Source organism: Corynebacterium sp. NML 150383, from assembly GCF_002285085.1.
In the GTDB taxonomy this organism is placed as follows: domain Bacteria; phylum Actinomycetota; class Actinomycetes; order Mycobacteriales; family Mycobacteriaceae; genus Corynebacterium; species Corynebacterium gottingense.
This window is the reverse complement of sequence record NZ_NSGK01000006.1, coordinates 118,696-143,100: the sequence shown is the minus strand read 5'-3', so window position 1 is coordinate 143,100 and position 24,405 is coordinate 118,696. Positions and strand designations below refer to the sequence as shown.

18 protein-coding genes are annotated in these 24,405 nt (G+C 66.4%); 6 read left to right on the top strand and 12 right to left on the bottom strand.

Annotated features, from left to right (window positions below; all coding sequences use genetic code 11):
* Positions 1 to 14: 14 nt before the first annotated feature.
* From smc to gdhA, 8 genes are all read right to left on the bottom strand, one after another.
* A complete protein-coding gene (gene smc, locus CKJ85_RS07750) occupies positions 15 to 3,458 on the bottom strand; it encodes a chromosome segregation protein SMC (RefSeq protein ID WP_095553954.1) in 3,444 nt (1,147 codons plus the stop codon).
* Between the two features lie 36 nt (positions 3,459 to 3,494).
* Positions 3,495 to 3,785: an acylphosphatase gene (locus CKJ85_RS07745; RefSeq protein ID WP_095534828.1), complete on the bottom strand. Its 291-nt coding sequence runs from the start codon at positions 3,783 to 3,785 to the stop codon at positions 3,495 to 3,497.
* A 19-nt stretch (positions 3,786 to 3,804) separates the two neighbouring features.
* Entirely contained in the window at positions 3,805 to 5,307 is a 1,503-nt protein-coding gene (locus CKJ85_RS07740) for a sodium:alanine symporter family protein (RefSeq protein ID WP_095277505.1), read from the bottom strand.
* Positions 5,308 to 5,382: 75 nt separating this feature from the next.
* Positions 5,383 to 6,237, bottom strand: a complete 855-nt coding sequence (gene mutM, locus CKJ85_RS07735) for a bifunctional DNA-formamidopyrimidine glycosylase/DNA-(apurinic or apyrimidinic site) lyase (protein ID WP_095553953.1) — start codon at positions 6,235 to 6,237, stop codon at positions 5,383 to 5,385.
* A complete protein-coding gene (gene rnc, locus CKJ85_RS07730) occupies positions 6,238 to 7,011 on the bottom strand; it encodes a ribonuclease III (protein ID WP_095277509.1) in 774 nt (257 codons plus the stop codon).
* Positions 7,008 to 7,544: a DUF177 domain-containing protein gene (locus CKJ85_RS07725; RefSeq protein WP_095553952.1), complete on the bottom strand. Its 537-nt coding sequence runs from the start codon at positions 7,542 to 7,544 to the stop codon at positions 7,008 to 7,010. The genes rnc and CKJ85_RS07725 overlap by 4 nt, the downstream gene beginning before the upstream one ends.
* 13 nt (positions 7,545 to 7,557) lie before the next feature.
* The gene (locus CKJ85_RS07720; RefSeq protein ID WP_095534830.1) at positions 7,558 to 8,361 is read right to left on the bottom strand and encodes a DivIVA domain-containing protein; all 804 of its coding nucleotides are present in this window, start codon (positions 8,359 to 8,361) and stop codon (positions 7,558 to 7,560) included.
* Between the two features lie 82 nt (positions 8,362 to 8,443).
* On the bottom strand, positions 8,444 to 9,790 hold the full coding sequence (gene gdhA, locus CKJ85_RS07715) for an NADP-specific glutamate dehydrogenase (protein WP_095277512.1): 1,347 nt from the start codon (positions 9,788 to 9,790) through the stop codon (positions 8,444 to 8,446).
* A 157-nt stretch (positions 9,791 to 9,947) separates the two neighbouring features.
* Between gdhA and CKJ85_RS07710 the strand changes: the two genes are divergently transcribed.
* Positions 9,948 to 11,105, top strand: coding sequence for a glycerate kinase (locus tag CKJ85_RS07710; protein ID WP_095553951.1), 1,158 nt, complete (start codon positions 9,948 to 9,950; stop codon positions 11,103 to 11,105).
* A gap of 30 nt (positions 11,106 to 11,135) precedes the next feature.
* Here the strand turns inward: CKJ85_RS07710 and CKJ85_RS07705 are convergent, their stop codons facing one another.
* Complete coding sequence (locus CKJ85_RS07705; protein ID WP_095553950.1) at positions 11,136 to 11,534, bottom strand: hypothetical protein; 399 nt, start codon at positions 11,532 to 11,534, stop codon at positions 11,136 to 11,138.
* A gap of 35 nt (positions 11,535 to 11,569) precedes the next feature.
* Between CKJ85_RS07705 and CKJ85_RS07700 the strand changes: the two genes are divergently transcribed.
* The 5 genes from CKJ85_RS07700 (at position 11,570) to CKJ85_RS07680 (ending at position 19,419) form a co-directional block, all read left to right on the top strand.
* Positions 11,570 to 12,895 (top strand): DUF4921 family protein, encoded by a 1,326-nt coding sequence (locus CKJ85_RS07700; RefSeq protein WP_186439372.1) that lies wholly within the window; start codon positions 11,570 to 11,572, stop codon positions 12,893 to 12,895.
* Between the two features lie 101 nt (positions 12,896 to 12,996).
* Positions 12,997 to 14,280, top strand: coding sequence for an amidohydrolase (locus CKJ85_RS07695; RefSeq protein WP_095553949.1), 1,284 nt, complete (start codon positions 12,997 to 12,999; stop codon positions 14,278 to 14,280).
* A gap of 47 nt (positions 14,281 to 14,327) precedes the next feature.
* Positions 14,328 to 16,745 carry a glycogen/starch/alpha-glucan phosphorylase gene (locus tag CKJ85_RS07690; RefSeq protein ID WP_095553948.1) on the top strand — a complete coding sequence of 806 codons (2,418 nt, stop codon included), beginning with the start codon at positions 14,328 to 14,330 and terminating at the stop codon, positions 16,743 to 16,745.
* Positions 16,746 to 16,780: 35 nt separating this feature from the next.
* Positions 16,781 to 18,664 carry an aminodeoxychorismate synthase component I gene (pabB, locus tag CKJ85_RS07685; RefSeq protein WP_095553947.1) on the top strand — a complete coding sequence of 628 codons (1,884 nt, stop codon included), beginning with the start codon at positions 16,781 to 16,783 and terminating at the stop codon, positions 18,662 to 18,664.
* Positions 18,634 to 19,419: an aminotransferase class IV gene (locus CKJ85_RS07680; RefSeq protein ID WP_095553946.1), complete on the top strand. Its 786-nt coding sequence runs from the start codon at positions 18,634 to 18,636 to the stop codon at positions 19,417 to 19,419. Before pabB ends, CKJ85_RS07680 begins: the two co-directional genes overlap by 31 nt.
* Here CKJ85_RS07680 and CKJ85_RS07675 read toward each other — a convergent pair.
* The 3 genes from CKJ85_RS07675 to lgt all read right to left on the bottom strand — a co-directional run bounded on the left by CKJ85_RS07675 (position 19,388) and on the right by lgt (position 24,374).
* Entirely contained in the window at positions 19,388 to 21,790 is a 2,403-nt protein-coding gene (locus CKJ85_RS07675; RefSeq protein WP_095553945.1) for an excinuclease ABC subunit UvrA, read from the bottom strand. The two genes, CKJ85_RS07680 and CKJ85_RS07675, sit on opposite strands and share 32 nt — an antisense overlap.
* A 105-nt stretch (positions 21,791 to 21,895) precedes the next feature.
* Positions 21,896 to 23,320, bottom strand: coding sequence for a pyruvate kinase (gene pyk / locus CKJ85_RS07670; protein WP_095534968.1), 1,425 nt, complete (start codon positions 23,318 to 23,320; stop codon positions 21,896 to 21,898).
* A 52-nt stretch (positions 23,321 to 23,372) separates the two neighbouring features.
* Positions 23,373 to 24,374: a prolipoprotein diacylglyceryl transferase gene (lgt, locus tag CKJ85_RS07665; RefSeq protein ID WP_095553944.1), complete on the bottom strand. Its 1,002-nt coding sequence runs from the start codon at positions 24,372 to 24,374 to the stop codon at positions 23,373 to 23,375.
* Between the last annotated feature and the right edge of the window lie 31 nt (positions 24,375 to 24,405).

Genomic DNA, 24,405 nt, shown 5'->3' with positions numbered 1-24,405 from the left:
CAGGCGCGGCGGAGCTAGTCAGCCGCAGGCTGCATTCGCTGCGACAGGACGCGCGTCACGCCGTCGCCGCGCATGGTCACGCCGTAGAGCACGTTCGCCACATCCATGGTCGGCTTCTGGTGCGTGATCACGATCAGCTGCGAGTCCTCCCGCAGCTCCTTGAGCAGGGCGATGAGGCGGCGAAGGTTGACGTCATCAAGCGCTGCCTCGACCTCATCCAGCACGTAGAACGGGCTGGGGCGGGCGCGGAAGATGGCCACCAAGAACGCGAGCGCGGTGAGCGACTTCTCGCCGCCGGAGAGCAAGGACAGGCGCTTAACCTTCTTGCCCGGCGGGCGCGCCTCGATCTCAATTCCGGTGGCGAGCATGTCGTCAGGCTCGGTGAGCACGAGCCGCGCCTCGCCGCCCGGGAACAGGGTGTGGAAGACGCGCGGGAACTCGTCCTCGACGTCTTTCCACGCATCGGTGAAAAGTTGCAGGATCTGCGCGTCGACGTCGTTGATCACGCCGGTGAGATCCTCGCGCGCCTTGATCACGTCATCCAGCTGCGTGGACAGGAACGAGTAGCGCTCCTCGAGCGCCTTGAACTCCTCGAGCGCCAACGGGTTCACCTTGCCCAGCGCGCGCAGATCCTTCTCGGCTTGCTTCAGCCGCGCCTGTTCGGCGGCCTCATCGAAATCCTCTCCCGGGGTGTAATCGCGCAGGAGGTCCGGGATGGCAACGCCGAGGGACTCGGTGATCTTCTTCTCGGCTTCGTCGATACGCACCTGCGCCTGCGACTGCGCAATCTCCGAATTGTGCGCGCTGTCGGTGAGCCGCTTGAGCTGCTGCCGGGCCGCCGAGACCTGGCTGCGGGCCTGCTGCAGTCGCGCCTGCAGCTTGACGACGCTCCCCTGCCACCGGTCGCGCTCCTCCGCCGCACGGGACAACGCGTCCTGGATCCGGGCGATCAGGTCGCGGCCCTGCTCGGAGACGGTGCGGGCGAGCTCCGCCTGCGCGCGACGCTTCTGCATCGCCGCGTCGTGGCGTGCCTTCGCCTGCTTCTCGTGCTCCGCCTGCCGGCGCAGGGCGTCGCCGCGCCCCGCGCGCTGCTCCGCCGCGGCCTGCGCGGACCGGGAGGCGAGCGTGGCCTCCATCTCCATCGCCTTGACCTGGTTCAGTTCCTGCTGCGCCGCGTCGCGCTGGGCGGACGACGGCTCCTCGCTGGGCGTGTCCTCATCGTTGACGCGGGCAAGTCGGTCACGAGTCTGCGCCAAGTCCTCGCGGCGGGCGGCGAGCCGGGCCTCTGCCTCCGTGGCGCGCTGCGCAGCACGCTCATGTTCGTGTTTGTTGGCCTGCCACTGCTTTTCCAGCCGCTCGTGGTCGCGCTGCTGGCGCTCAGACTCCGCGTCGTATTCGCGCAGCGCCGCCTTCGCGCTCGCGGCGGTCACGCGCGCGTCCTCCGCGGCCAGCTTCGCGCCCTCCAGCGTGCCCGAGAGCTCCTCGAGTTGGGCCTGGGCCACGTCGAGTTCCTCGCGGGCGCGTTCGATCTGGGCGCTCACTTCCACCGAGGTGGTGGCACCGGTGCCGGCCGCGACCCAGCCCTCGCCCACGACGACGCCGTCGCGCGTAACGGCGCGAAGCCGGGGGTCGTCGTCCACCAGCTGGCGGGCGGTGGGGAGGTCGTCGGTGAGCGCGACGTCGACAAGCAAACGCGTCACCGGCCCCAGCACCGACACGTCGATGCGCAGGTGGTCAAGCAGCCAGTCCACCGGGGATTCCGCGTCGAGGCGCCACGCGCTGCCGCCGCTGCGGTCGATCACCACGGTGCGGGCCGCATCCGCGAGGAGCTCGACCGTTTCCGCGGTGACGTCTCCGGCCAATGCCTCCGCGTACTGGCCGAGCGCGGCGGACAGTGCCCGGTCCACGCCCGGTTCCGCGGCGACCAGCTCCGCGAGCGGGGCCGCCTCGCTGATGACCTCCGCCGCCGGTTGCTTCGGCGCCTGTTCCTGCAGCGTGGAGATGCGCGACTCCAGGGTGAACACGGCCCGCTCGCGCTCGCGCTGCTGGGCGCGCAGTTGCTCGAGGCGCTTGTCGGCGGCGTCCGACTCCGTGTAGGCGCGCACATGGGCCTCGTCCAGGGGCGCGCGCTGCGTATCCACGTTGGCCACCTGCTCGGCGGCCTCGCGTGCCTCCTTCTCCGCCGCGCGGGCGCGGGTGCGCGTCTCGTCGAGCAGCTCGGTCAGGCGCGCCACGTCCTCCTCGGCCGCGGTGATCGCGCTCTGCTGCGATTCCTCCTGCGCGAGGAGCCGCACCACACCTTCGCGCCGGTCAGCGAGCGCGCGCACCTGCGCCATGTGCTCGCGCTCGGCGGCGTCGAACGCTTCCTGTTTCTCCGCGACCTCCTCGCGCAGCGTCTCGAGCCTCTCGGCGGCCTCTTCTGCAGCTTCAAGCGCCTCGGCGTAGTCCTCGTCGGCGAATGCTGCGCGGCGCAGCAGCTCCTCCGGGTCTTGGCCCGCGTAGGGCACCTGCGCGCCCGCGTTCTGTGCGCGCTCGGTGGCGATGCGGACTGTCGCATTGGCACGCTCCGCCAGGGTGGACAGCGTGAACCACACCTGCTGGGCCTGCTCCGCCTGCGGCTGCGCCTCCTCCTGCTCGAACTCGATCTCCGCCTGCGTCTGCTCCGCTTCTTCCAGTGCGGCAGTCGCGGTCTCGACCTGCTCGGCGAGGAGTTCGGCGGCGCGGGTGGCGTCGAGAAGTGTGCTGCGCAGCGTCACCACCTGGTGGCCAGCGAGCGACATGCGGGCCTCGCGCAACGTGGACTGCACGGTGGCGGCACGCTTCGCGGCCTCAGCCTGGCGGGCCAGCGGCTTGAGCTGTTTGCCCAGCTCCTCGGTCAGGTCGGTGAGGCGGTCGAGGTTCGCCTGCATGCCGGTGAGCTTGCGCTGCGCCTTCTCCTTGCGGCGCCGGTGCTTGAGCACCCCCGCCGCTTCCTCGATATAGGCGCGGCGCTCCTCGGGGCGCGACTCCAGGATTTCGGAGAGCTTGCCCTGGCCGACGATGATGTGCATCTCGCGGCCGATGCCGGAATCCGACAGCAGCTCCTGGATGTCCATCAGCCGGGCCTTGGACCCGTTGATCTCGTACTCGGACGCGCCGTCGCGGAACATGCGGCGCGTAATCGCCACCTCGGTGTACTCGATGGGCAGGTGCTTGTCCGAGTTATCAAAGGTGAGGGTGACTTCCGCGCGGCCGAGCGGCTTGCGGTCACCGGCGCCGGCGAAGATCACATCCTGCATCTTCCCGCCACGCAGGTTCTTCGCGCCCTGCTCCCCCATCACCCACGCGAGCGCGTCCACGACGTTCGACTTGCCGGAGCCGTTCGGCCCCACCACGGCGCAAATTCCGGGCTCGAACTTCATCGTGGTCGCTGAAGCGAAGGACTTGAATCCTTTGAGCGTCAGCGATTTCAGGTGCATTGGCGTCAGTGTACCTGCCCGGGCCGCAGCCCGTCCTTAGCGTTCCTCAAAGCCGGAAAGCCCCTTCGGCTCGCCGTACTGCACGCCGACAAACTCCACGCGCCCCGGGCGCTTCGCCGTCGACGATTCCTCGTTCAGCAGCGCAAAAAGCTTCTCGACGCTCCCTCGCTCCCCCTCCGCAACAACCTCGACACGCCCGTCGGCGAGGTTCTTCGCGTACCCGCGCAGCCCCAGCTCCAGGGCGCGGGACCGGGTCCACCAACGAAAACCCACGCCCTGGACGTGTCCATGGACGTGGGCTGTCATTCTCACAAGCTGTTCAGTCATGCCACCACACTAGCCGCGGCTACTGATCCGGATGATCCGCCACCTTCAGGTCCTCCGCGCTGCGGCGGGTGACCGGGTCGGAGCCGTCCCAGTACTCCACGTTTTTCAGCCCCGGGACCATGTCCCGGTGGAAGACCGGGTCGACGCCCTTGGCGCGCTGCTCGTTGTAGTTCTTCAGCAGCTTGAAGGCCACCCCGCCGAGCGGGACGATGGCGATGATGTTGATGATTGCCATGGTGCCCGCCATGGTGTCGCCCAGCGCCCACACGAGCGGCAGCGAGCCGAAGGCACCGAAGATGACAAAGCCGATCACGCCGAGGCGGAAGAGCAGCATGACGAGCTTCGAGTCGGTGAGGTACTCCACGTTGGCCTGCGCCAAGTAGTAATTGCCAATCACGGAGGAGAAGGCGAGGAAGAACAGGATGAAGGTGACGGCGTGGGTGCCCCACGCGCCGACGCTGTCCGCCAGCGCGGACTGGGTCAGCGACGCGCCCTGGATGTCATCGTTGCCGTAGGAAACAGCTGGGCCGAGCAGCACGATAAAGGCGGTGATGGTGCAGACCACGAGGGTGTCAAAGTACACGCCGAGGGTTTGCACCAGGCCCTGCTTGACCGGGTGCGACACCGTCGCGGTCGCCGCCGCGTTCGGCGCGGAGCCCTGGCCGGCCTCGTTGGAGAACAAACCGCGGCGCATGCCCTGGGCGAACGCGACGCCCAGCCCGGCGCCGGCGACCTGCTTGAGGCCGAGGGCGTGTCCGACGATGAGGGCGAACATCCCGGGCACCTCGGTGATATTCATGATGATCACGAGCAGGCCGATCAGGATGTACGCGATGGCCATGAACGGCACGATGATCTGCGTCACGCTCGCGATGCGGGTCACGCCACCGAAGATGATCATCGCCGTCAGCGCCGCAACCGCCGCGGCGACGATGCACTTCATGGCGACGGAGTCGGTGTTGAACGAGCCGCCGACTGCCTCCACGATTGAGTTTGTCTGAATGGCGTTGTACACAAAACCGTAGGTCAGCGACAGCGCGACGGCGAAGATGACGGCCAGCGGCTTCCAGTTCAGCCCGCGCGTCATGTAGTAGGCCGGGCCGCCGTGGTAGTTCCCGTCCTCGTCCTTGGTCTTCCACAGCTGCGCGAGCGTGGACTCGACGAACGCGGTAGCGCCGCCGACCAGGGCGATGATCCACATCCAGAACACGGCGCCCGGGCCGCCGACGGAGATGGCCAGCGCAACGCCGGCGATGTTGCCGGTGCCCACGCGGGACGCTGCGGAGATAGTGAAGGCCTTGAACGCGGAGATGCCACCGTATTCCTCATCAAGGTCGCGGCCCTCGCGGTCCTTGCCCTTTGGTGTCTCGGTGACCGCCTTGAGCATTTCAGGCAGGAGCCGGATCTGCACAAAGATGGTGCGGAGGCCGAAGTAGATACCGGCTGCCAGGAGCAGCCAAGGAACGACGTTCCAGATGATGCCATTGAGCGAGTCGTTCACAAACGACGTTGCGGATTCCATGGCGGGAATCTTAATGGGTGATATGAGGAAACTCGCAACGACGATGTACGCTTCCCCAAATTCGTGGGCGGGCAGTTAGCCGCGTTGGCACTGGGGGCAGTAGAAGCTGGAGCGCCCGCCCACCACCATCCGTTCGATGGGGGTCCCGCAACGGGCGCACGGTGCGCCCGCTTGCCCGTATGCGTTTAACGAGCGCGAGAAGTACCCCGAGGCGCCGTTGACGTTGACGTAGAGGGAATCGAAACTGGTGCCGCCCTGCTCGAGGGCGCGTGCCATCACGTCCCGCGCGTGGTCCAACAGCGCGATGGTGTCGCGTTGGCGCAGCGAGCGGGCGCTTTTCGACGGCCTCACGCCCGCCGCCCACATCGCCTCATCGGCATAAATCGACCCGATCCCGCTCACCACCTCTTGGTTGAGCAACACCGTCTTAATCGCCGAGCGTTTCGTGCGAATCAGGCGCGCCGTTGCGACCGCGTCAAAGTCGTCCTCGAACGGGTCCGGGGCAATGTGCGCGACTGGTTCGGGCACATCGCCGGAAAACGGGGCGTACTGCCACAGCCCGAAGGTGCGCTGGTCCACGAAGTCCAGCTCGAGCGGCTCCCCTGCCACTGCGCTATCGCGGCCGGAACCGCCAAGCAGGGCCCGAATGCGCAGGTGCGGGCTGTCAACGCTGCCCGGAGCGCCGACGAGCATCTGCCCGCTCATACGGAGGTGGATGACAAGGGCGTCGGCGCAATCCAGCGTGAACCACATGAACTTGCCGCGCCGCCCGGTGCCGGTAATGGTTGTTCCGGGCAGGACAGCTGCGAGGTCGTGGGTGTTCCCGCGGACCGCGCGGGGGTGCAGCACCGCGACCGCGGTGAACGTGCGGCCGACCACGTGGCGATCGAGCCCGCGGCGGACCACCTCCACCTCTGGCAGTTCGGGCACTTAGTGCTCCTTGGCGGTGCCCGCCACGGCCTCGGGGTGGTCGCGGAGGAACCGGACCGCGTTGCGCGCCGCTTCTTGCTCCGCCAGCTTCTTGCTCGGGCCGACACCGCGGCCACGGGACTCCTCGCCGACGAAGACGTCGGAAGTAAAGGTCTTGTCGTGGTCGGGGCCCACCGAGGTGGCGCGGTACTCCGCCAACGGGGCCTTCAGCTCTGCGAGGCGCTCCTGCAGTTCGGTCTTCCAGTCCTTGTGCTTGCCGGAGACGGTGGCGTGCTGCAGCTTGTCGTCGAACAACCGGAGCACGACGTCCCGTGCCGCGGTGAAGCCGTGCTGCCGGTAGATCGCGCCAAACAGGGCCTCGGTCGTATCGGCCAAGATCGAGTCCTTCTTCCGGCCGCCCGTGGCCTCTTCGCCTTTGCCCAACAGGATGTGCGGGCCCAGGTCAATCTCGCGGGCGATGTCCGCCAGCCCGTAGCGCGACACGATGGCCGCACGCATCGGAGACAGATCGGACTCCGGCCGTGACGGATAGAGCTCGAACAGTTTCGTGGCCACCGACAGCCCCAGCACGGCGTCGCCGAGGAACTCAAGGCGCTCGTTGTTTGGGAGGTGACCGTGCTCGTTGGCAAAGGAGCGGTGCGTCAGGGCGAGGCGCAGGTAATCGTCGTCAAGCTGCACGCCGATGCGCTCGAGCAGCGGCGAGTGGTCCACTGCGGCGAAGGCTTGCGCAAGGGCTTCCTCGCCGGAGAGTTTGTGTTTGCGGGAACGGCTCACAGGAACTTCTCCAAACCGGCCCAACGCGGGTCGACCAGGTTGTTTTCCTCCCCTGACACGCCGTCCGGGTCGGGGACCTCGGTGTCGCCGTCGCACTCTGGCTCGCAAACCGGGTTGAACGGCAGGGTCAGGCCCGCCTCGTCCACAAACGCCTGCTCAAGGTCAACCGTTTCGTCCTCAATCCGGCGGATCTCATCGCCCGAGCCCTGGTCCTCCTCGGCCTCAGCATCGCCGACGATGAAGCCGTCGTCGCCTTCAAACACCTGCGAGATCTGCAGTGTCTTCGTGGGCGTCAGCGTCTTCAAGCAGCGGACGCACTCGCCCTTGAACTGAGCGGTCAGGCTGGCGTCCACAAGCACGCCCGAGCCGAGCGGGGTGATGGTCGCATCCACGTCCACTTCCTGGCCCTCCGGGAGGGCAATCATCTCCGGCCCCACCCTCGACGGGCTCGGGCCGGACAGGTGGACGGTGACTGGCATTCCGTCGCCGTGGAGTGCGTCGGCGACATCAACAATGAAAGGATTCTTAGCCATAACAGCCAGTATCCTACTCACGGTTTCCGCGGTCAGCTCGCTGGCTCCGGCCGCTGCGCGGGTAGCCGCGAGGCTCGTAATGGTCCGTCCTTACGTCTCCCCTGCTGTCACCGCGGTCGCGCGACGTACCGGCTGCACCGGCGCCACGGCGCAGCGCGGAACGGTCCGAGGACACAGTGCGCAGGACGGAGGACAACGACTCCTCGAACTCCGCCAGCTTGGAATCCACGTAGTCGTCGCACTCGCCGCGCAGTCGGGACGACTCGGAGTGCGCCTGCTCGACCAAGCGGTGCGCCTCCTCGTCGGCGCGGCGCATGACCTCGGACTCGGAGATGAGGTGCTCCTGCTGCGCAAGGCCCTCGTCGATGGAGCGCTGGTACTGCTGCTTCCCGTCCTCAACGAGGCGCTCGGCCTCGGTGTGGGCGCTGTCGAGCGCGTAGTCCGCTTCCTCCTGAGCGCGCGAGGTGATGCTCTCCGCGTCCTGCTCGGCACGGGCGACCAGCGAGGTGGCCTGCGCCTGCGCGTCGCTCAACATGGATTCGGACTGGGACTGTGCGTCCCCGAGGATGTGGTCTGCCTCCGCCTTCGCGTCGCCCACGAGCTGGTCCGCGCGGTTTTCGGCACCAATAAGGATCTCGTCCTGCTTATCCAGGACGTCCTGCGCATCATCGATCTCCTTGGGGAGGGACTCACGGATGTCGTCGAGAAGCGTGAGCATCTCGTTGCGCGGAACCATGCAGTTGGCGGTCATTGGCACGCCGTATGCACCCTCAACAGTCTTGACAAGCTCGTCCAGTGCTTCAAATACGCGATACATAGCTCAATAGCCTACTGGAATCCGCCCCGCGCGAAGCGAAGGCGGAACCAGTGTCCAACAACAACTACAACGACTGCGGCGGTTAGATGACGCCCTGCGCCAGCATCGCGTCTGCGACCTTCTTAAAGCCCGCGATGTTCGCACCGATGACGTAGTCGCCAGCATGGTCGTACTCCTCCGCGGTGTTCGCCGTGACGTTGAAGATGCCGGACATGATCTGGTGCAGGCGGCCGTCGGTGTAGTCGAAGGTCCAGGAGTCACGCGACGCGTTCTGCTGCATCTCCAGTGCCGAGGTCGCCACGCCACCGGCGTTGGCGGCCTTGCCCGGGCCGAAAGAGAGCTTCTTTGCGCGGAAGACCTCCACTGCCTCTGCGGTGGACGGCATGTTTGCGCCCTCCGCCACGTACTTCACGCCGTTGGAGATGAGCTTCTTCGCGTGCTCACCGTCCAGCTCGTTCTGGGTCGCGCACGGCAGGGCAACATCCGCCTTGAGGTCCCAGATGGAGCCGTCCTCGTGGTAGGTCGCGCCCTCCGTCTCCTTTGCGTAGTCACTGATGCGTGCGCGGCGAACCTCCTTGACATCACGCAGCAGCTCAACGTCGACGCCGTTCGGGGTCTCGACCCAGCCGGAGGAGTCGGACATACCGACGACCGTGGCGCCGAGCTCCTGCGCCTTCTGCGCTGCGTAGATGGCCACGTTGCCGGAGCCGGAGACGATGACCTTCGCGCCGTCGAGGGACTCGCCCTTTGCCTTCATCATCTCCTGCGTGAAGTACACGCAGCCGTAACCGGTTGCCTCGGTGCGGACGAGGGAGCCGCCCCAGGTCAGACCCTTGCCGGTCAGGACACCAGACTCGTGCTGGTTTGCCAGGCGGCGGTATTGGCCGAAGAGGAATCCGATCTCGCGGCCGCCCACGCCAATGTCGCCGGCGGGGACGTCGCGGTACTCGCCGATGTGGCGCCACAGCTCAGTCATAAAGGACTGGCAGAAGCGCATGACCTCGCCCTCTGACTTGCCCTTCGGGTCAAAGTCGGAGCCGCCCTTGCCGCCGCCGATGGGCAGGCCAGTCAGGGAGTTCTTGAAGATCTGCTCGAAGCCAAGGAACTTGATGATGCCCAGGTTCACGGACGGGTGGAAGCGCAGGCCGCCCTTGTAGGGGCCAAGTGCCGAGTTGAACTGGACGCGGAAGCCGCGGTTGACGCGGATTTCATTGTTGTCGTCCATCCAGGGGACACGGAAGATGATCTGGCGCTCCGGCTCACACAGACGCTCAATGAGCCCGTAGTCCGCGTAGTGCGGGTCCTTGCCCAGGACGATCTTCAGCGAGTCGAGCACCTCGGCGACGGCCTGGTGGAATTCCGGCTCACCGGCGTTGCGCTGGAGCAGCTTGTCGTAGTAGCCAGCGACCTCTTGTTCGATCGAGCTCATGAGCTTTCCTTTCAATACCTGTTAGGCAGTAGGTTTCAGGATCGCGGTTCAGCCTACAGCAGGTTTCGGTCTCGCGATAGAAAACTGCCGAATTTTCATTCTTGGCAGCCAGCTACAATGCCCTCAACACCCCAGCACGCACGGAAAAAGGGAAATTATGAGCTTGATCACAAATGACGTCGACGGTGTTGAAGCACCCTCCGCGCGCATCGTTATTGCACCAGACTCGTTCAAGGGCACCGCCACTGCGGAACAAGCCGCACAGTGGCTCGGCGAGGGCGTCCGCAGCGTCATCCGCGACGCCGACATCACCCTCGCACCCATGGCCGATGGCGGCGAGGGCACCTCCTCCCTTTTTGCTGGTGAGCGCATCACTCTCCCCACCACGGACGCCGCCGGGCGTCTCACCGAGGCGACCTACACCTACGACGCGGCCACCGAGACCGCCTACATCGACGTCGCCGCAGCCTCCGGCCTCCCCGCCGTCGCTGACCACCCGGTACCGCTCACCGGCGACACCTATGGCACCGGCGTGCTCATCGCGGATGCGGAAACGCGCGGCGCGAAGTGTATCGTCCTGGGCCTCGGCGGCACCGCCACGATCGACGGCGGCACCGGCATCCTCGTCGCGCTCGGCGCGAACCCCATCGACCAGGCCGGCTACCAGCTCAAACCGGGCGGTGGCTCCCTCACACAGCTCGCCGACCTGGACACCGCCAAAGTCAATGTCCCCGCCGGCGCGCTCGAGTGGCTGTTGCTTACCGACGTCACCTCGCCGGCCACCGGCCCCTCCGGTGCAGCCGCAGTGTTCGGCCCGCAGAAGGGCGCGTCTGCCGAGGACGTCGAGCTCCTCGACGCGGGCCTGACCCGTCTGTGCGAGGTGGCTGGGATCGACCCCGCCACGCCGGGGATGGGCGCCGCGGGCGGCCTGGGCATCGGCATCACGTGGCTCTCCACGCTGCTGCACGGCGACGCCAGCCACGTCCACATCACGCCCGGCGCGCGAGCCGTCGCCGACGCGAACGGCGTAGCGGACCTGATCGGAGCTGCCTCCCTTGTGATCACCGGAGAGGGCCGCTTCGACTCGCAGACCGCGAGCGGCAAGGTCGTCGGCGCGATCTGTGAGATGGCTCGCGAGGCAGGAGCAGGCTCCCCCACCGTCGCAGTGGCGGCGGGAAGCTTTGAGGGCGAGCCCGACGGGGGCGTGCTGGCTGTGCAGCTGGAGGATATTGCCGATATCCACGAGCAGCTCGTCCGCGCGGGCGCGCAGATCGCGGTCGCGTACCTCAACGACGGCGCTACTGGCGCCGAGTAGCCGAGGCATCAGCGAGGGGGCGGCGAAGGGTCAGCGCAGGATCGTGACCATCCACGGGAAGAGCGCGGGCACCTCGAAGCGGTCCTGCTGCTCAAGCGCGACCGGGTCGCGCGGCAGGTCCGCCTTCGGGGTAAGGATGCGCGAGAGGCCCATGGCCAGGCGGTTGTAGCTGTCCACGCCCTCGGCGCTGATGAGGTACCGGTGCACCTCGGCCCCGTCGGCGGCGGGGTCGGTGCCGCGCTCTTCTTCGTAGGCGCGCGTGAAAACGGCGAGCACGGGGGCGTCGAGAAGCACTAGGCCCTGGGCCTCGAGCGAGGCGGCGCTGAGCTTGCCGCGACGAACGAGAATGTCCAGCGCGCGCTGGAACGCATCGCCGATTTCGCCAGCGTGGGCGGACGGGACAAGGACATCGAACTGGATGTGAGGCATGCGACAAGCCTAACCAAGGGGTTACGCTGGGTCGCATGAGCTTTCCGCTGCCCTTGCACCGCGACGCACTGTCCACCATGGCCGACGGGACGATCAAGCAGGTCAACCCGTTTTCCGGTACTCAAGTGTGGACCGTGCCGGGGCGCGGGAACCGGCCGCTATCCACACCCGCGGCCGACCCGAAGCCGCTCTCCGGGGACGACTTCACCCACGCGTGCAACTTCTGCGAGGCGAAGCAACTGGCCACGCCACCGGAGAAGTCCCGGATGGTGCGCAACGGCGAGGAGTGGCGCATCCTGCGTAACCAAATGCCGCACGAGCTGGAGCAAACACGTGCCGAATTCAGGCGCGTACCCAACCTCTTCGAAATCGTCTCCTACCAGTACTGGAAGGAGAACTACGGCTACGAGATCACCGAGGCCCAGCGCTCGCGTATGGATGGCTACCTGGCAGACCACGAGGGCCGCGAGCACATCTACAACATTGTCCGCACGCGGCTGAAGGCCTCCGGGCACCAGGGCGAGCCGGACGAGGCGACCCTCATGTCATACGTGCCCGCGTATTTTGCGGGCGGGCATGACGTGATCATCGGGCGCAGGCACTACGTTGACGGCGCGGAGAATGACTCACAGCTCGCTGGCTCGGGCACGCTCACGCCGGAGGAACACTTCGGCTTCATCACCTTCACCATCGACGCGCTCGCGGACCTGCTCGACCAGAACCGCTACGCGCCCTACGTGGTGGTGTTTCAAAACTGGCTTGCCCCCGCGGGCGCGTCGTTCAATCACCTGCACAAGCAGCTGGTGGCTATCGACGAGCGCGGGGTCCAAGCCGAGCTGGAGATCAGCAAGTTGCGCCAGAACGTGAACATGTACAACGAGTGGGGCGCGAACTACGCCAGCTACCACAACCTCGTCATCGCGGAGAACGAGCACGCCATTGTGCTCGTCGGCATCGGGCACCGCTACCCCACCGTGAGCGTCTACTCCAAGTCCCCGACTTGCGAGCCGTGGAAGCAGACCCCGGACGAGGTCCGCGGCATGTCCAACCTGCTGCACGCGGTCCACGCAGCGACGGGACCGGAGGTGTCGACGAACGAGGAGTGGCACTACAAGCCGGTGGACCTGGACCTGCCTATGCCGTGGCGGATCAACATCAAGTGGCGTATCTCCACGCTCGCGGGGTTCGAGGGCGGTACGAAGATCTACGTCAACACGCTCTCCCCGTTTGATATTCGCGACCGTGTGGTGACCAACATGTACCGGCTGCGCGAGGAAGGCGCGATCGACCCGGGCATCCGGATTGCGACGGAGTGCGCACCGGCGCGCAACGCGCTGCGCTACAACCCCGCGGTTGGGTGAACGCGGGGCGCACGCGATCGCTCGAGCGCCGCGCAAGGTGGTAAACAGGTAAATACACCCAAACCATCGAGCGTGTGGGTTGACCACACGGAGGAGCAACCTTGAGCGACACGAGCAATATCGCGTCCATAATTGAATCCTACGAGATCGATCCGGCCTGGCAGCGCAGGCTCTACGAGCTGCTGCACGCTAACCCGGAACTCTCGCTGCAGGAGGAGGAAACGCACCAGCGCCTCCTGTTGGAACTGAGCTTCCTTGACTGCGAGGTCATCGCGCCGATTGGCAAGTACGGCATCTGCGCTATCTTCCGCAACGGCGAAGGCAGCACGGTCTTGCACCGTGCGGACTTCGACGGCCTGCCCGTGACCGAGCAGACCGGCGTCCCCTACGCGTCGCACAAGCGCGTCACCACGAAGGACGGCGAAGTAGTAGGGACCATGCACGCCTGCGGCCACGACATTCATACCGCCGCACTGATGGGCATGTGCCACTTCCTGGACAACACGCGCGACAAGTGGTCGGGCACGTTTATCGCCCTGTTCCAGCCTGGTGAGGAGATCGGCGCAGGCGCGGAAGCGATGGTGGACGATGGATTGGTGGACCGTATCCCCTTCCCCGAAGTCTGCTTCGGCCAGCACGTCATGCCCGGGCGCGCGGGGCAGGTCATGTCCAAGTCCGGCCCGCAGTTTGCTGCCTGCGACTCCATCCGCATCCGCATCCCCGGCCGCAGCGCGCACGGCTCGATGCCGCACAACTCCATCGACCCCACCTACACTGCCGCGATGATCATCTCCCGCATGCAGGCACTGGTGGGCCGCGAGGTAGATCCGAACGACTTCGCCGTGGTCACCGTGGCCAGCATGCACGCGGGCACGACCAACAACATTATCCCGGGCCACGCGGAACTGGTGTTGAACTGCCGCTTCTACAGCGAGCGCACCAAGGCCCGCATCTACGCCTCGATCGAGCGCGTCGTCCACGCCGAGGTGCTCGCCTCCGGCTCCACCGAGGCGCCCACGATCGAGTACTTCGCGCACGGCGAGCTGATGAGCAACGACGCGGTGGTGTACAACAAGGTCCGCGCCACGTTTAATGATGTCTTTGGCACCGATTCCGTCAACGCCGCGCGCAAGACCGTTTCCGAGGACTTCCCGGTGCTGCCGCAGGCCTTCGGCGTGCCGTACTTCTTCTGGCTCATCGGCTGCACCCCGCGCGAGCAGTGGGACAAGGCCGTCGCGGCGGACCGCGTGGAACAAGACGTACCTGTCAACCACATGGCCACGTTCCTCCCCGAATACGAGCCCACGATCAAGGCGGCAACCAACGCCGGTTTGGCCGCGGTGCTGACCTATCTGGCCACTGACGCGCCCGCGAAGAGCCGGTAGGCTCGGGCAACGGAAACTCATTTTGCAAAATTCCTGGAAGGCAGAGCATGAATAACCCCGCACACGCCCCGTCGCTCGAGGCCGCGCTCGGCGGCCACGTCCGCGCGTTTTCCGGTAGCACGCCGGAAAACGCCACGAACAAGAAGTTCTGGACCGGCTTGTCCTCCGCCGTGATGGAGCAGCTGGCGGACAACTGGAATGCCACCCGTTCCAAGTACGCCGCGGGCCGCCAGGCCGCATACTTTTCCGCCGAGTTCCTGCAGGGCCGCGCACTGCTCAACAACCTGACCAACCTGGGTCTGGTCGACGAGGCACAGCGCGTGGCGCGTGAGTACGGCCACGAGCTGTCGGACGTGCTCGAGGCTGAGCACGACGCGGCACTGGGCAACGGCGGCCTTGGCCGCCTCGCCGCCTGCTTCCTCGACTCTGCAGTCACCCAGGACTACCCGCTGACCGGCTACGGCCTGCTCTACCGCTACGGTCTGTTCCGCCAGGAGTTCGTCGACGGGTTCCAGAAGGAGCACCCGGACGCTTGGAAGGAGTCCTTCTACCCGTTCATCGTGCGACGCGGCTCGGAGCAGCGCATCATCAAGTTTGAGGACATGCACGTGCGCGCCATCCCGTTCGACATGCCGATCACCGGATACGGCACCGACAACGTGGGCACCCTGCGTCTGTGGGACGCGTCGCCGATGCACGAGTTCGACTACGACGCCTTCAACCACCAGCGCTTCACCGACGCAATCATGGAGCGCGAGGCGGTCCACGACATCACCCGCGTGCTCTACCCCAACGACTCCAGCTACGCGGGCAAGGTGCTGCGCGTGCGTCAGCAGTACTTCTTCGTCTCCGCGTCCCTGCAGGAGCTGGTAGACAACTACGTCGAGCACCACGGCGAGGACCTCAGCGACTTCCACAAGTACAACTCCATTCAGCTGAATGACACCCACCCGGTCCTGGGCATCCCCGAGCTGATGCGCCTGCTTATGGACGAGCACGGCATGGGCTGGGAGGACGCATGGGAGGTCACCTCCAACACCTTCGCCTACACCAACCACACCGTGCTGCAAGAAGCGCTGGAAACCTGGGAAGAGTCCATCTTCAAGCAGCTGTTCTGGCGCATCTGGGAGATCGTGCAGGAGATTGACCGCCGCTACCGCATCGAGATGGAGCAGCGCGGCATCGGCCCGGAGGAAGCGCACCACTACTCCCCCGTGCACGACGGCTCCATCCACATGGCGTGGATCGCCTGCTACGCGTCGTACTCCGTCAACGGCGTGGCCGCGCTGCACACCGAGATTCTCAAGCGTGACACGCTCGCCTACTGGTACGACATGAACCCGGAGCGGTTCAACAACAAGACCAACGGTGTGACCCCGCGCCGCTGGCTGCGCATGTGCAACCCGCGCCTGTCCGCGCTGCTGGACCGCCTTGCAGGCAGCGACGCCTGGGTGACCGACCTGTCCAAGCTGCAGGAACTGAGCCGCTACGCCGACGACCCGGCCGTGCTCAAGGAGCTGCGCGAGATCAAGGTCGACAACAAGCGCGACTTCGCCGAGTGGATCGCGGAGCGCCAAGGCGCCGAGATCGACCCGGACTCCGTCTTTGATACCCAGATCAAGCGCCTCCACGAGTACAAGCGCCAGCTGATGAACGCGCTGTACATCCTGGACCTGTACTTCCGCATCACGCAGGACGGCGAGCGTGACATCCCGAAGCGCACCTTCATCTTCGGCGCCAAGGCGGCTCCGGGCTACACCATGGCCAAGGGCATTATCAAGCTCATCAACACCATTGCCGAGCTGGTGAACAATGACCCGGAGGCCTCGAAGTACATCACGGTCGTGTTCGTGGAGAACTACAACGTCTCCCCCGCCGAGCACATCATCCCGGCGACCGACGTGTCCGAGCAGATTTCCACGGCCGGCAAGGAGGCCTCGGGCACCTCGAACATGAAGTTCATGATGAATGGCGCGCTGACCCTGGGCACCATGGACGGCGCCAACGTGGAGATTGCCGAGGCAGTGGGCGAGGAGAACGCCTACATCTTCGGCGCCCGCGAGGAGCAGCTTCCCGAGCTGAAGCGCAACCACGACCCGAAGCAGGTCGCTGCCGACACCCCGGGGTTGATGCGCGTGCTCGATGCGCTTGTCGACGGCACCCTGGACGACAACGGCAGCGGAGCCTTCCACGACATTCGCACCTCCCTGCTCGACGGCTTCGGCTTCGACGACCCGGACGTCTACTACACGCTCGGCGACTTCGCGGACTACCGCGACACCCGCGACCGCATGGCCGCCGAGTACTACGCAGACCCGGATCACTGGGCGAAGATGTGCTGGATCAACATCTGCGCGTCCGGCCGCTTCTCCTCCGACCGCACCATCCGCGACTACGCGGAGGAAGTCTGGAAGATCGAGCCGTGCCCGGTCAACGCGGAGCACAACGCGTCCACCGCAAACTAGGAGGCGCACACCCCAGCGGTAAGATCATCCGCACCATGATCTTGCTGCTGGACAACCGCGATTCCTACACCTACAACCTCGCCCACCTCGTGGCGAAGGTGACCGGCAGCGAACCCCTGGTGGTCCGCTGCGACGCCCCAGAGGCACCGGAACTCCCCGCGCGCATCCGCGCCGGGGAGTTCTCCCATATCATCATCTCCCCCGGCCCCGGCACCCCGGAGAGCGACGAGGATTTCGGGGCCTCCCGGCGCGCCATCGAGGCCGCAGCGGAGGCCAAACTTCCGCTGCTCGGGGTGTGCCTCGGACACCAGGGACTCGGGCTTTTCGCCGGTGCGCCGATCCACCGCGCCGCACCTCAGCACGGCATGCTGTCCACCCTCACCCATTCCGGCGAGGGCATCTTCGCGGGCCTCCCGCAGGGCATGCACGTGGTGCGCTACCACTCGCTGTGCGTCGTTGATCCCGCAGCCAGCAACCCGCGTTTGGAAGTCCACGCCCGCGCTGAGGACGGCACGGTCCAAGCGCTCAAGGTCGCGGGCCTGAACCACTGGGGTGTGCAATTCCACCCCGAATCGATCCTCACCGAGCACGGCGAGGCGCTCATGCGTAACTTCCTTGGCCTGCCCGGTCCGTGGCGCGTAGCGCGCACACGGCTCGAGGGCGCGCTCGACACCGAGGCGCTCTTCCGCGCGCTGCGCTCCACCCTGCCTGCGACGGAGGCGTTTTGGCTCGACTCCGCTACCGGCGACGGCACCACCATCATGGGTACTTCGGCCGGGAGCCTCGCTGCGGTGTTTGGCGGTGCGGGAAGCGTCGATAAGCTCTCTGCCCAGCTGCAACGCGGGGCGGTCGGGCCGATCCCTGGCGGGCTCGTGGGCTACTGCGCCTACGCGCGCACGCCCGGCGAGGGATGGTGGCTGCGCCCGCACGCGTTTGTGGTCTACCACCACGATGGTGCCGTGGCGGAGTGCTGCGTGCTCGTTGACGAGCACGAGACACCCGAGACCGAGCGCTTGATGCAGCAGCTTATCCACGCCGTCCGCACCGCCCAGGCGACCGCCACCCCGCGCCCGCACGAGGCGGTGCCAATCGAACTTGGGACCGGGGCGTGGCGGATGGACAAAGACACGTACCTCGGGTGCATCGGGGACATCAAGGAGGCGCTCGCACGCGGCGACTCTTACGAGGTCTGCCTCACCGACACGTGGGAAACCACAATCACCGGGAGCGGTCTCGACGCGTACTGCCGGCTGCGCCGCGCCAACCCCGCGCCGTACGCTGCGTACCTGGACACGGGCACGGAGGAGATCCTCTGTTCCTCTCCCGAGCGGTTCCTCCGCGTCCGCGGGGGCATCGTGTCCTCCAAGCCGATCAAGGGCACGATCGCACGCGAGGAAGACCCGGCATTCCTGCGACAGGACGCGAAGACGCGGGCGGAAAACCTCATGATCGTGGACCTGCTGCGCAACGACCTGTCCCGGGTGTGCGAGCCCGGGTCGGTCGAGGTACCCAGCCTGATGGCCGTGGAGACGTACGCGACGGTCCACCAGTTGGTCTCTACGGTGACGGGGCGGCTGCGCCCCGGCGTCACCGCGGCGGAGCTATTGCGGGCCACGTTCCCCGGGGGATCGATGACGGGCGCGCCGAAGGAGCGCACCCTAGAGATCATCGACAGCCTGGAGGCCGGCGAGCGCGGCATCTATTCCGGCACGATCGGGTACTTTGCGTTCGACGGGACGGCGGACCTGAACATTGTGATCCGCACCGCGGTCAAGCGTGGCGAGCAGCTCACTGTGGGCGCCGGAGGGGCAATCGTCTGGGATTCTGATCCCGTGGCAGAGTGGGATGAAAAGCAGTTGAAGGCCGATGCAGTAGTGGAGGCGTTGCAGTGCCCGAAAAGTTCGCGGAGTTCCCGTTAACGGAATACGTCTGGGAGGACGGTTTCCGCCCTCGCCGCTGGCACCCCGGCTCCTACGTGGACAGGTACACCGTCGCTGACTCGTGGCGCCATTCTCGTGGCCGTGCGAACCGCCTTGACCTCCACCTCAGCCGATTCGAGGAGACCGCGGGACCGCTCCCGGAAGGGTTCGTGGAGGAGATGGTCGCCATGGCCTCCGAGGGCGAGCTGTTCCCCCGCATCGCCTTGTACAAGGGTGAACTCATTTTGCAGCTCCGGTTCGCGCCGCTGCCGCGCGACACCACGAGTCTCACCTACGCAGCCGCGCCGGACCCGCGGAAGCACCCGCTAGTGAAGGGCCCCGACTTCATCCCGCTTCGCTTGCACCGGCGCGAGTACATGGATACACAAACCGATGACATCGCTATCACCGACAGCTCCGGCGCGATGGTTGAAGCGTCAAACGGCGCGCTCGTCGCGTGGGACGGTGAAACGCTTGTCACCCCAGAGGGTGTCTACCTCCCCAGCATCACGCTGCGGCAGGTGACGGAGCGCGCCCGCTGGTTGGGCGTTCCCGTGCGGAGGGAGGCGCTCACCGTGGAGTCGTGCTGCGACCGCCCGCTGTGGTACCTCAATTCACTCCACGGGATTAGCCCGGTGAGCGAGATCCGGACAGCGCAGGGCACGATCATCCCGCCCGCGCACGCGGCGACTGAGCAATGGCGGGAGTGGTGGTGGTCCGGCTTTACGCCCGCGACCGCAGTGCTTCACCGGTAGGCGTATCCAGGCCTGCGAGCTTAGCGGGCGTTGCATCCGCGACGATTTGGCCGCCCTCGGCACCTGCGCCCGGCCCCATCTCCACGATGCGGTCCACCTGGGCCATCATCGCCAGATCGTGCTCGACCACCACGACGGTCTGCCCGGCGTCAACCAGCTTGTGCAGCTCCGCGTTGAGCAGTGCGATGTCGGCCGGGTGCAGGCCGGTAGTCGGCTCGTCCAGGATGTAAACCGTGTGGCCGCGGCGCGAATTGCGGGATCGCTGCAGCTCGGTGGCGAGCTTAATGCGCTGGGCCTCGCCGCCGGAGAGCTCCGGCGCGCCCTGCCCCAGCCGCAGGTAGCCAAGGCCGACGGCCTGGAGCGTTTCCACCGCGCGCAGGATCTTCGGCTCGTCGGCGAAGACCGTGGCGGCGTCGTCGACAGTCAGCTCCAGCACCTCTGCGATCGTGCGGCCCTCCCACTGGACCTCGAGCGTCTCGTCGTTGTAGCGGGCACCGCCGCAGTCCGGGCAGGTGGTGTACGAACCCGGCAGGAACACGAGCTCCACCTCGATCTTGCCAGCGCCGCCGCAGGTCGGGCACTGGCCTTGCTTCACGTTGTAGGAGAAGCGGGAGACGGTCCACTTGCGGTGCTTCGCCTCGTCGGTGGAGGCGTAGAGCTTGCGCACGTTGTCGAAGAGGCCGGTGTAGGTGGCCAGCGTGGAGCGCGGTGTGCGCCCGATCGGCTTCTGCGTAATTTGCACGACGCGGCTGACGCGCTCGAGGCCTTCCGCATGGTCGACGGACCACCCACGCTCCTCGGCAGGGCTGTCCTCGTCGGCCACCATCGTCGCGTTGCGGCGCAGCAACCCCGCGAGCACGGTGCTGATCAGCGTGGATTTGCCGGATCCGGAGACGCCAGCCACCGCGGTGAACTGGCCAAGGTGCAAGGTGAAGTCCAACGCGTCGATGCTGCGGGCGCGAACACCGGAGAGCACGAGGTCGCCGGCAGGCTCGGTCGGCTCCACCTTCAGCTCAAGTGTCCTATTGCGCAGGGCGCGCGCGGTGGGGGTGTCAGCGTCGTAGTCCGCAACCGGGCCAGAGTAGACCACGTCGCCGCCGCGCTGTCCGGCGAGCGGGCCGACGTCTACAAGCCAATCGGCCTGCGCAACCAGGTCCATGTCGTGCTCGACCAGGAGGACGGAGTTGCCAGCGTCGATGAAGCGACGGCAGATGTCCAACACCGCTCCCCGCTCGGCCGGGTGGAGGCCGGCGGACGGCTCGTCGAGCACGTACGCCACGCCGAACAGGCCGGAGCGCAGTTGCGCCGCCAGGCGGATACGCTGCAGCTCGCCGCCGGAAAGCGTCTGCGCCGGTCGGTCCAAGCTGAGGTGCCCCAGCCCGAGCTCCAGGGCGGAGGTCAGCGAGGGCAGAATCTGCTTGAGCAGGAGCGCCTCTGCGGAGCTGGGGTCCTCCGGATGCTGCTGCGCCAACAGCTCGTGGGCGCGGTCGAGCGGGAGGGCGCCGAGCTCGTCGATAGGCAACCCTGCGTAGGTGACCTCGAGGGCGCGCTGGTTCAGTCGGCGGCCGTTGCAGGTTCCGCACGTCCGCGACTCCATGAAGGACAGGGTGCGCTTGCGCAGCGAGTCGGACTGCGTCTCCGCGAGCGTCTTGCGCAGGTAGCTCGCCACCGAGCGCCAGGTGCCCTCGTAGTTGCGCTGGATCTGGTCCTTGCCGCGCAGGGGTTTGACGGTGACCACCGGGCGCTCGTCCGTAAACAGGATCCACTCGCGGTCCTCCTGTGGCAGGTCCTCCCACGGTGAGTCCAGGTCGTAGCCGAGTGCCTGGAGGATGTCGTGGAAGTTCTTGCCTGCCCACGCGCCGGGCCACGCCTTGATCGCGCCGTCCTCAATGGACAGCGACGGGTCTGGGACCATCGTTGCCTCCGTCGGCTCGTGGACCACGCCCGTGCCGTGACAGGTGGGGCACATGCCCTCCGGCGTATTCGGGGAGAAAGAGTCGGAGTACAGGCCGTGCGGGTTGTCGCCCGCGCGGGAGTACAGGAGGCGGATGCTGTTGGACAGCGCGGAGATCGTGCCCACGGTCGAGCGCGTGCCGCCGGAGGTGGTGGACTGCTGCAGTGCGACAGTGGGCGGCAGGCCCTCGACCTGGCTCACTTGGGGGTCCACGGCGGAGCCGATGAGGCGGCGCGCGAAGGGTGCGACTGACTCGAGGTAGCGGCGCTGGCCCTCGCCGTGGATGGTGCCGAATGCGAGCGAGGACTTGCCCGACCCGGACACGCCCGTGACCGCCACGAGCTTTCCCCGCGGCATGTCGACGTCGACATTGTTGAGGTTGTGCAGGTGGGCGTCGCGGACAGAGATACTAGACATGCTGCCACCATACGTCCGTCCCCGGAAACGCGACATCGCCCCCGGCTAAACGCACGTTTAGGTGCGTCAGCCGGGGGCGATGTGGCAGCAGTTCGCGCGGAAGTCTTAGCGCGGGCTGCGGGTATCCTCGCCCAGCTGGTGGACGTGGATGGTGTTAGTGTTGCCGGAGATTCCCGGCGGGGTACCAGCGACAACCACCATGGTGTCGCCTTCGTCGTAGCGGTCCATGCCCAGCAGGATCTCGTCGACGACCTCGATCATCTCGTCCGTGGAGTGGACGTCGCGGCAGAGGAAGGTCTCCGCGCCCCAGGACACGGCGAGCTGCGAGCGCACCTGCGGGTGCGGCGTGAACACCAGAATGGGCAGGTCCGGGCGCAGGCGGGCCACGCGGCGGGCGGTGTCGCCGGAGGTGGTGAAGGTGACAATCGCGCGGGCGTGCAGGTTCTGAGCAATGTCCTTGGCCGAGTACGCCACCACGCCGCGCTTGGTGCGCGGGACGTGCTGGAGCTTCGGCACCTCGCCGGTGCCCTCTGCGGAGCGGACGATGCGGCTCATGGTGCGGACCACGTTGTGTGGGTCGACGCCGACGGAGGTCTCGCCGGAGAGCATGACCGCATCCGCGCCGTCCAGCACGGCGTTTGCAACGTCGGAAGCCTCTGCACGGGTCGGGCGGGAGTTCTCAATCATGGAGTCCAGCATCTGGGTTGCCACGATGACCGGCTTCGCGTTCTCGCGGGCGATCTGGACCACGCGCTTCTGCACGGCCGGGACCTCCTCGAGCGGGATCTCCACGCCGAGGTCGCCACGGGCAACCATGACGGCGTCGAATGCGAGGATGATCGACTCAATGGCGTCAACCGCTTCCGGCTTCTCCAGCTTTGCAATCACCGGGACGCGGCGGCCGACCTCGTCCATGATCTCGTGGACCAGGTCGACGTCCGCCGGGGAGCGAACGAAGGACAGGGCGATCATGTCCACGCCCATGTTCAGGGCGAAGCGCAGGTCGGCCTTGTCCTTCTCGCTCAGGGCCGGCACGGAGATGTTCATACCGGGCAGCGACACACCCTTGTTGTTGGACACCGGGCCACCCTCTGTCACGCGGCACACGACGTCGTTGCCGTCGACCTCGACGCACACCAGGCCGACCTTGCCGTCGTCCACAAGCAGGCGGTCGCCCGGCTGCGCGTCGTTGGCCAGGCCCTTGTAGGTGGTAGAGACGCGGTCGTGCGTACCCTGCACATCATCGATCGTGATGCGGACGGTCTCGCCGGTCTCCCAGTAGGTCTTTTCGTCCTTGAAGCGGCCCAGGCGGATCTTCGGGCCCTGCAGGTCGGCCAGGATGCCGACGGCGTGACCGGTCTCGTCGGTCGCCTCGCGGACCCAGTCGTAGTTCTTCTGGTGATCAGGGTAATCACCGTGCGAGAAATTCAGGCGGGCGACGTCCATGCCGTCCTTGACCAGCCCGAGGATGCCCTCCTTGGAAGCCACAGCCGGACCCAGCGTACAAACGATCTTTGTTCTTCTATCCACGATCTCCAACCTATCTGGATGTTGACGAACTCTTCAGGGCGACGACCCCGCCTCAGCCTTCATGACCGGGGCGATTGCCGGGCCCTGCTTCCGGTTTCCAACGGTACTCCTTTTCGCCTTCCGATGACCGTTCGGACACAATCGGACATTCCGCCATATCTTCCTGCGGTTCCCCACCGACCGGGCCAGACCCCCCGAGCGACCGCACCTGAGCTGCGGTTTCACGCCCCTTGGGCAAGCGTAGGAACAGGATAACCGCGATCAAAAACACAATTGCAGAAACCCAGGTGTTGACTCTCTGCCCGAAAATCATGGTCGCCTCGTCGCTTCGCATGAGCTCTACAAAGAAGCGACCGAACGTGTACCCCGCCACGTAGAGCCAGAACACGCGGCCGTGCCCGAGGCGGAACCGGCGGTCCGCCCACAGCAGCAGCGCGCAGACGAGCAGGTTCCAGACCAGCTCGTAGAGGAACGTCGGGTGCACACTGGTCAAGACCTCGCCGGTCGAATGCCCGGTCAGTGGCGCGAACTTCCCGGACTCGTCGACCCGGTAGTAGATGTCCAGCGCCCACGGCACATCCGTTTCCGCGCCGTAGAGCTCCTGGTTGAACCAGTTCCCCAGTCGTCCGATGCCCTGTGCGAGCACAACGCCGGGTGCGAGGGCGTCGGCAAGCGGTGCAAACGGCACCTTGCGGTACCGCATGAGGGCCCACACCGCGAGCGTGCCGAGCGCGACCGCGCCCCAAATACCCAGGCCACCGGCGGTAATGTTGAGCGCCTGCAGAGGGTCCTTGCCGGGGCCGAAGTATTTCTCATGGTCCGTAATGACGTGGTAGAGACGGCCGCCGACGATACCCGCCGGGATCGCCACGATGGCCGCGTCCCACACCACGTCCGGGTCGCCGCCGCGCGCCTTGTAGCGCCGCACGCCGAGCCACATTGCTGCGAGGATGCCGGTGATGATGCACAGGGCGTAGGCGCGGATCGGCACCGGCCCGAGGTGCCACACGCCTTGCGGCGGCGACGGAATATTTGCCAAATAAAAGGTTTCCACGACACACAGTGTGCCTGAGAGTGCCCCGAAT

What these genes read in the sequence shown, in the direction of transcription:
- smc (WP_095553954.1), bottom strand. Translation starts at nt 3,458, where the DNA reads ATGCACCTGAAATCGCTGACGCTCAAAGGATTCAAGTCCTTCGCTTCA.
- CKJ85_RS07745 (WP_095534828.1), bottom strand. Translation starts at nt 3,785, where the DNA reads ATGACTGAACAGCTTGTGAGAATGACAGCCCACGTCCATGGACACGTC.
- CKJ85_RS07740 (WP_095277505.1), bottom strand. Translation starts at nt 5,307, where the DNA reads ATGGAATCCGCAACGTCGTTTGTGAACGACTCGCTCAATGGCATCATC.
- CKJ85_RS07725 (WP_095553952.1), bottom strand. Translation starts at nt 7,544, where the DNA reads ATGGCTAAGAATCCTTTCATTGTTGATGTCGCCGACGCACTCCACGGC.
- CKJ85_RS07720 (WP_095534830.1), bottom strand. Translation starts at nt 8,361, where the DNA reads ATGTATCGCGTATTTGAAGCACTGGACGAGCTTGTCAAGACTGTTGAG.
- gdhA (WP_095277512.1), bottom strand. Translation starts at nt 9,790, where the DNA reads ATGAGCTCGATCGAACAAGAGGTCGCTGGCTACTACGACAAGCTGCTC.
- CKJ85_RS07710 (WP_095553951.1), top strand. Translation starts at nt 9,948, where the DNA reads ATGAGCTTGATCACAAATGACGTCGACGGTGTTGAAGCACCCTCCGCG.
- CKJ85_RS07705 (WP_095553950.1), bottom strand. Translation starts at nt 11,534, where the DNA reads ATGCCTCACATCCAGTTCGATGTCCTTGTCCCGTCCGCCCACGCTGGC.
- CKJ85_RS07700 (WP_186439372.1), top strand. Translation starts at nt 11,570, where the DNA reads ATGAGCTTTCCGCTGCCCTTGCACCGCGACGCACTGTCCACCATGGCC.
- CKJ85_RS07690 (WP_095553948.1), top strand. Translation starts at nt 14,328, where the DNA reads ATGAATAACCCCGCACACGCCCCGTCGCTCGAGGCCGCGCTCGGCGGC.
- pabB (WP_095553947.1), top strand. Translation starts at nt 16,781, where the DNA reads ATGATCTTGCTGCTGGACAACCGCGATTCCTACACCTACAACCTCGCC.
- CKJ85_RS07675 (WP_095553945.1), bottom strand. Translation starts at nt 21,790, where the DNA reads ATGTCTAGTATCTCTGTCCGCGACGCCCACCTGCACAACCTCAACAAT.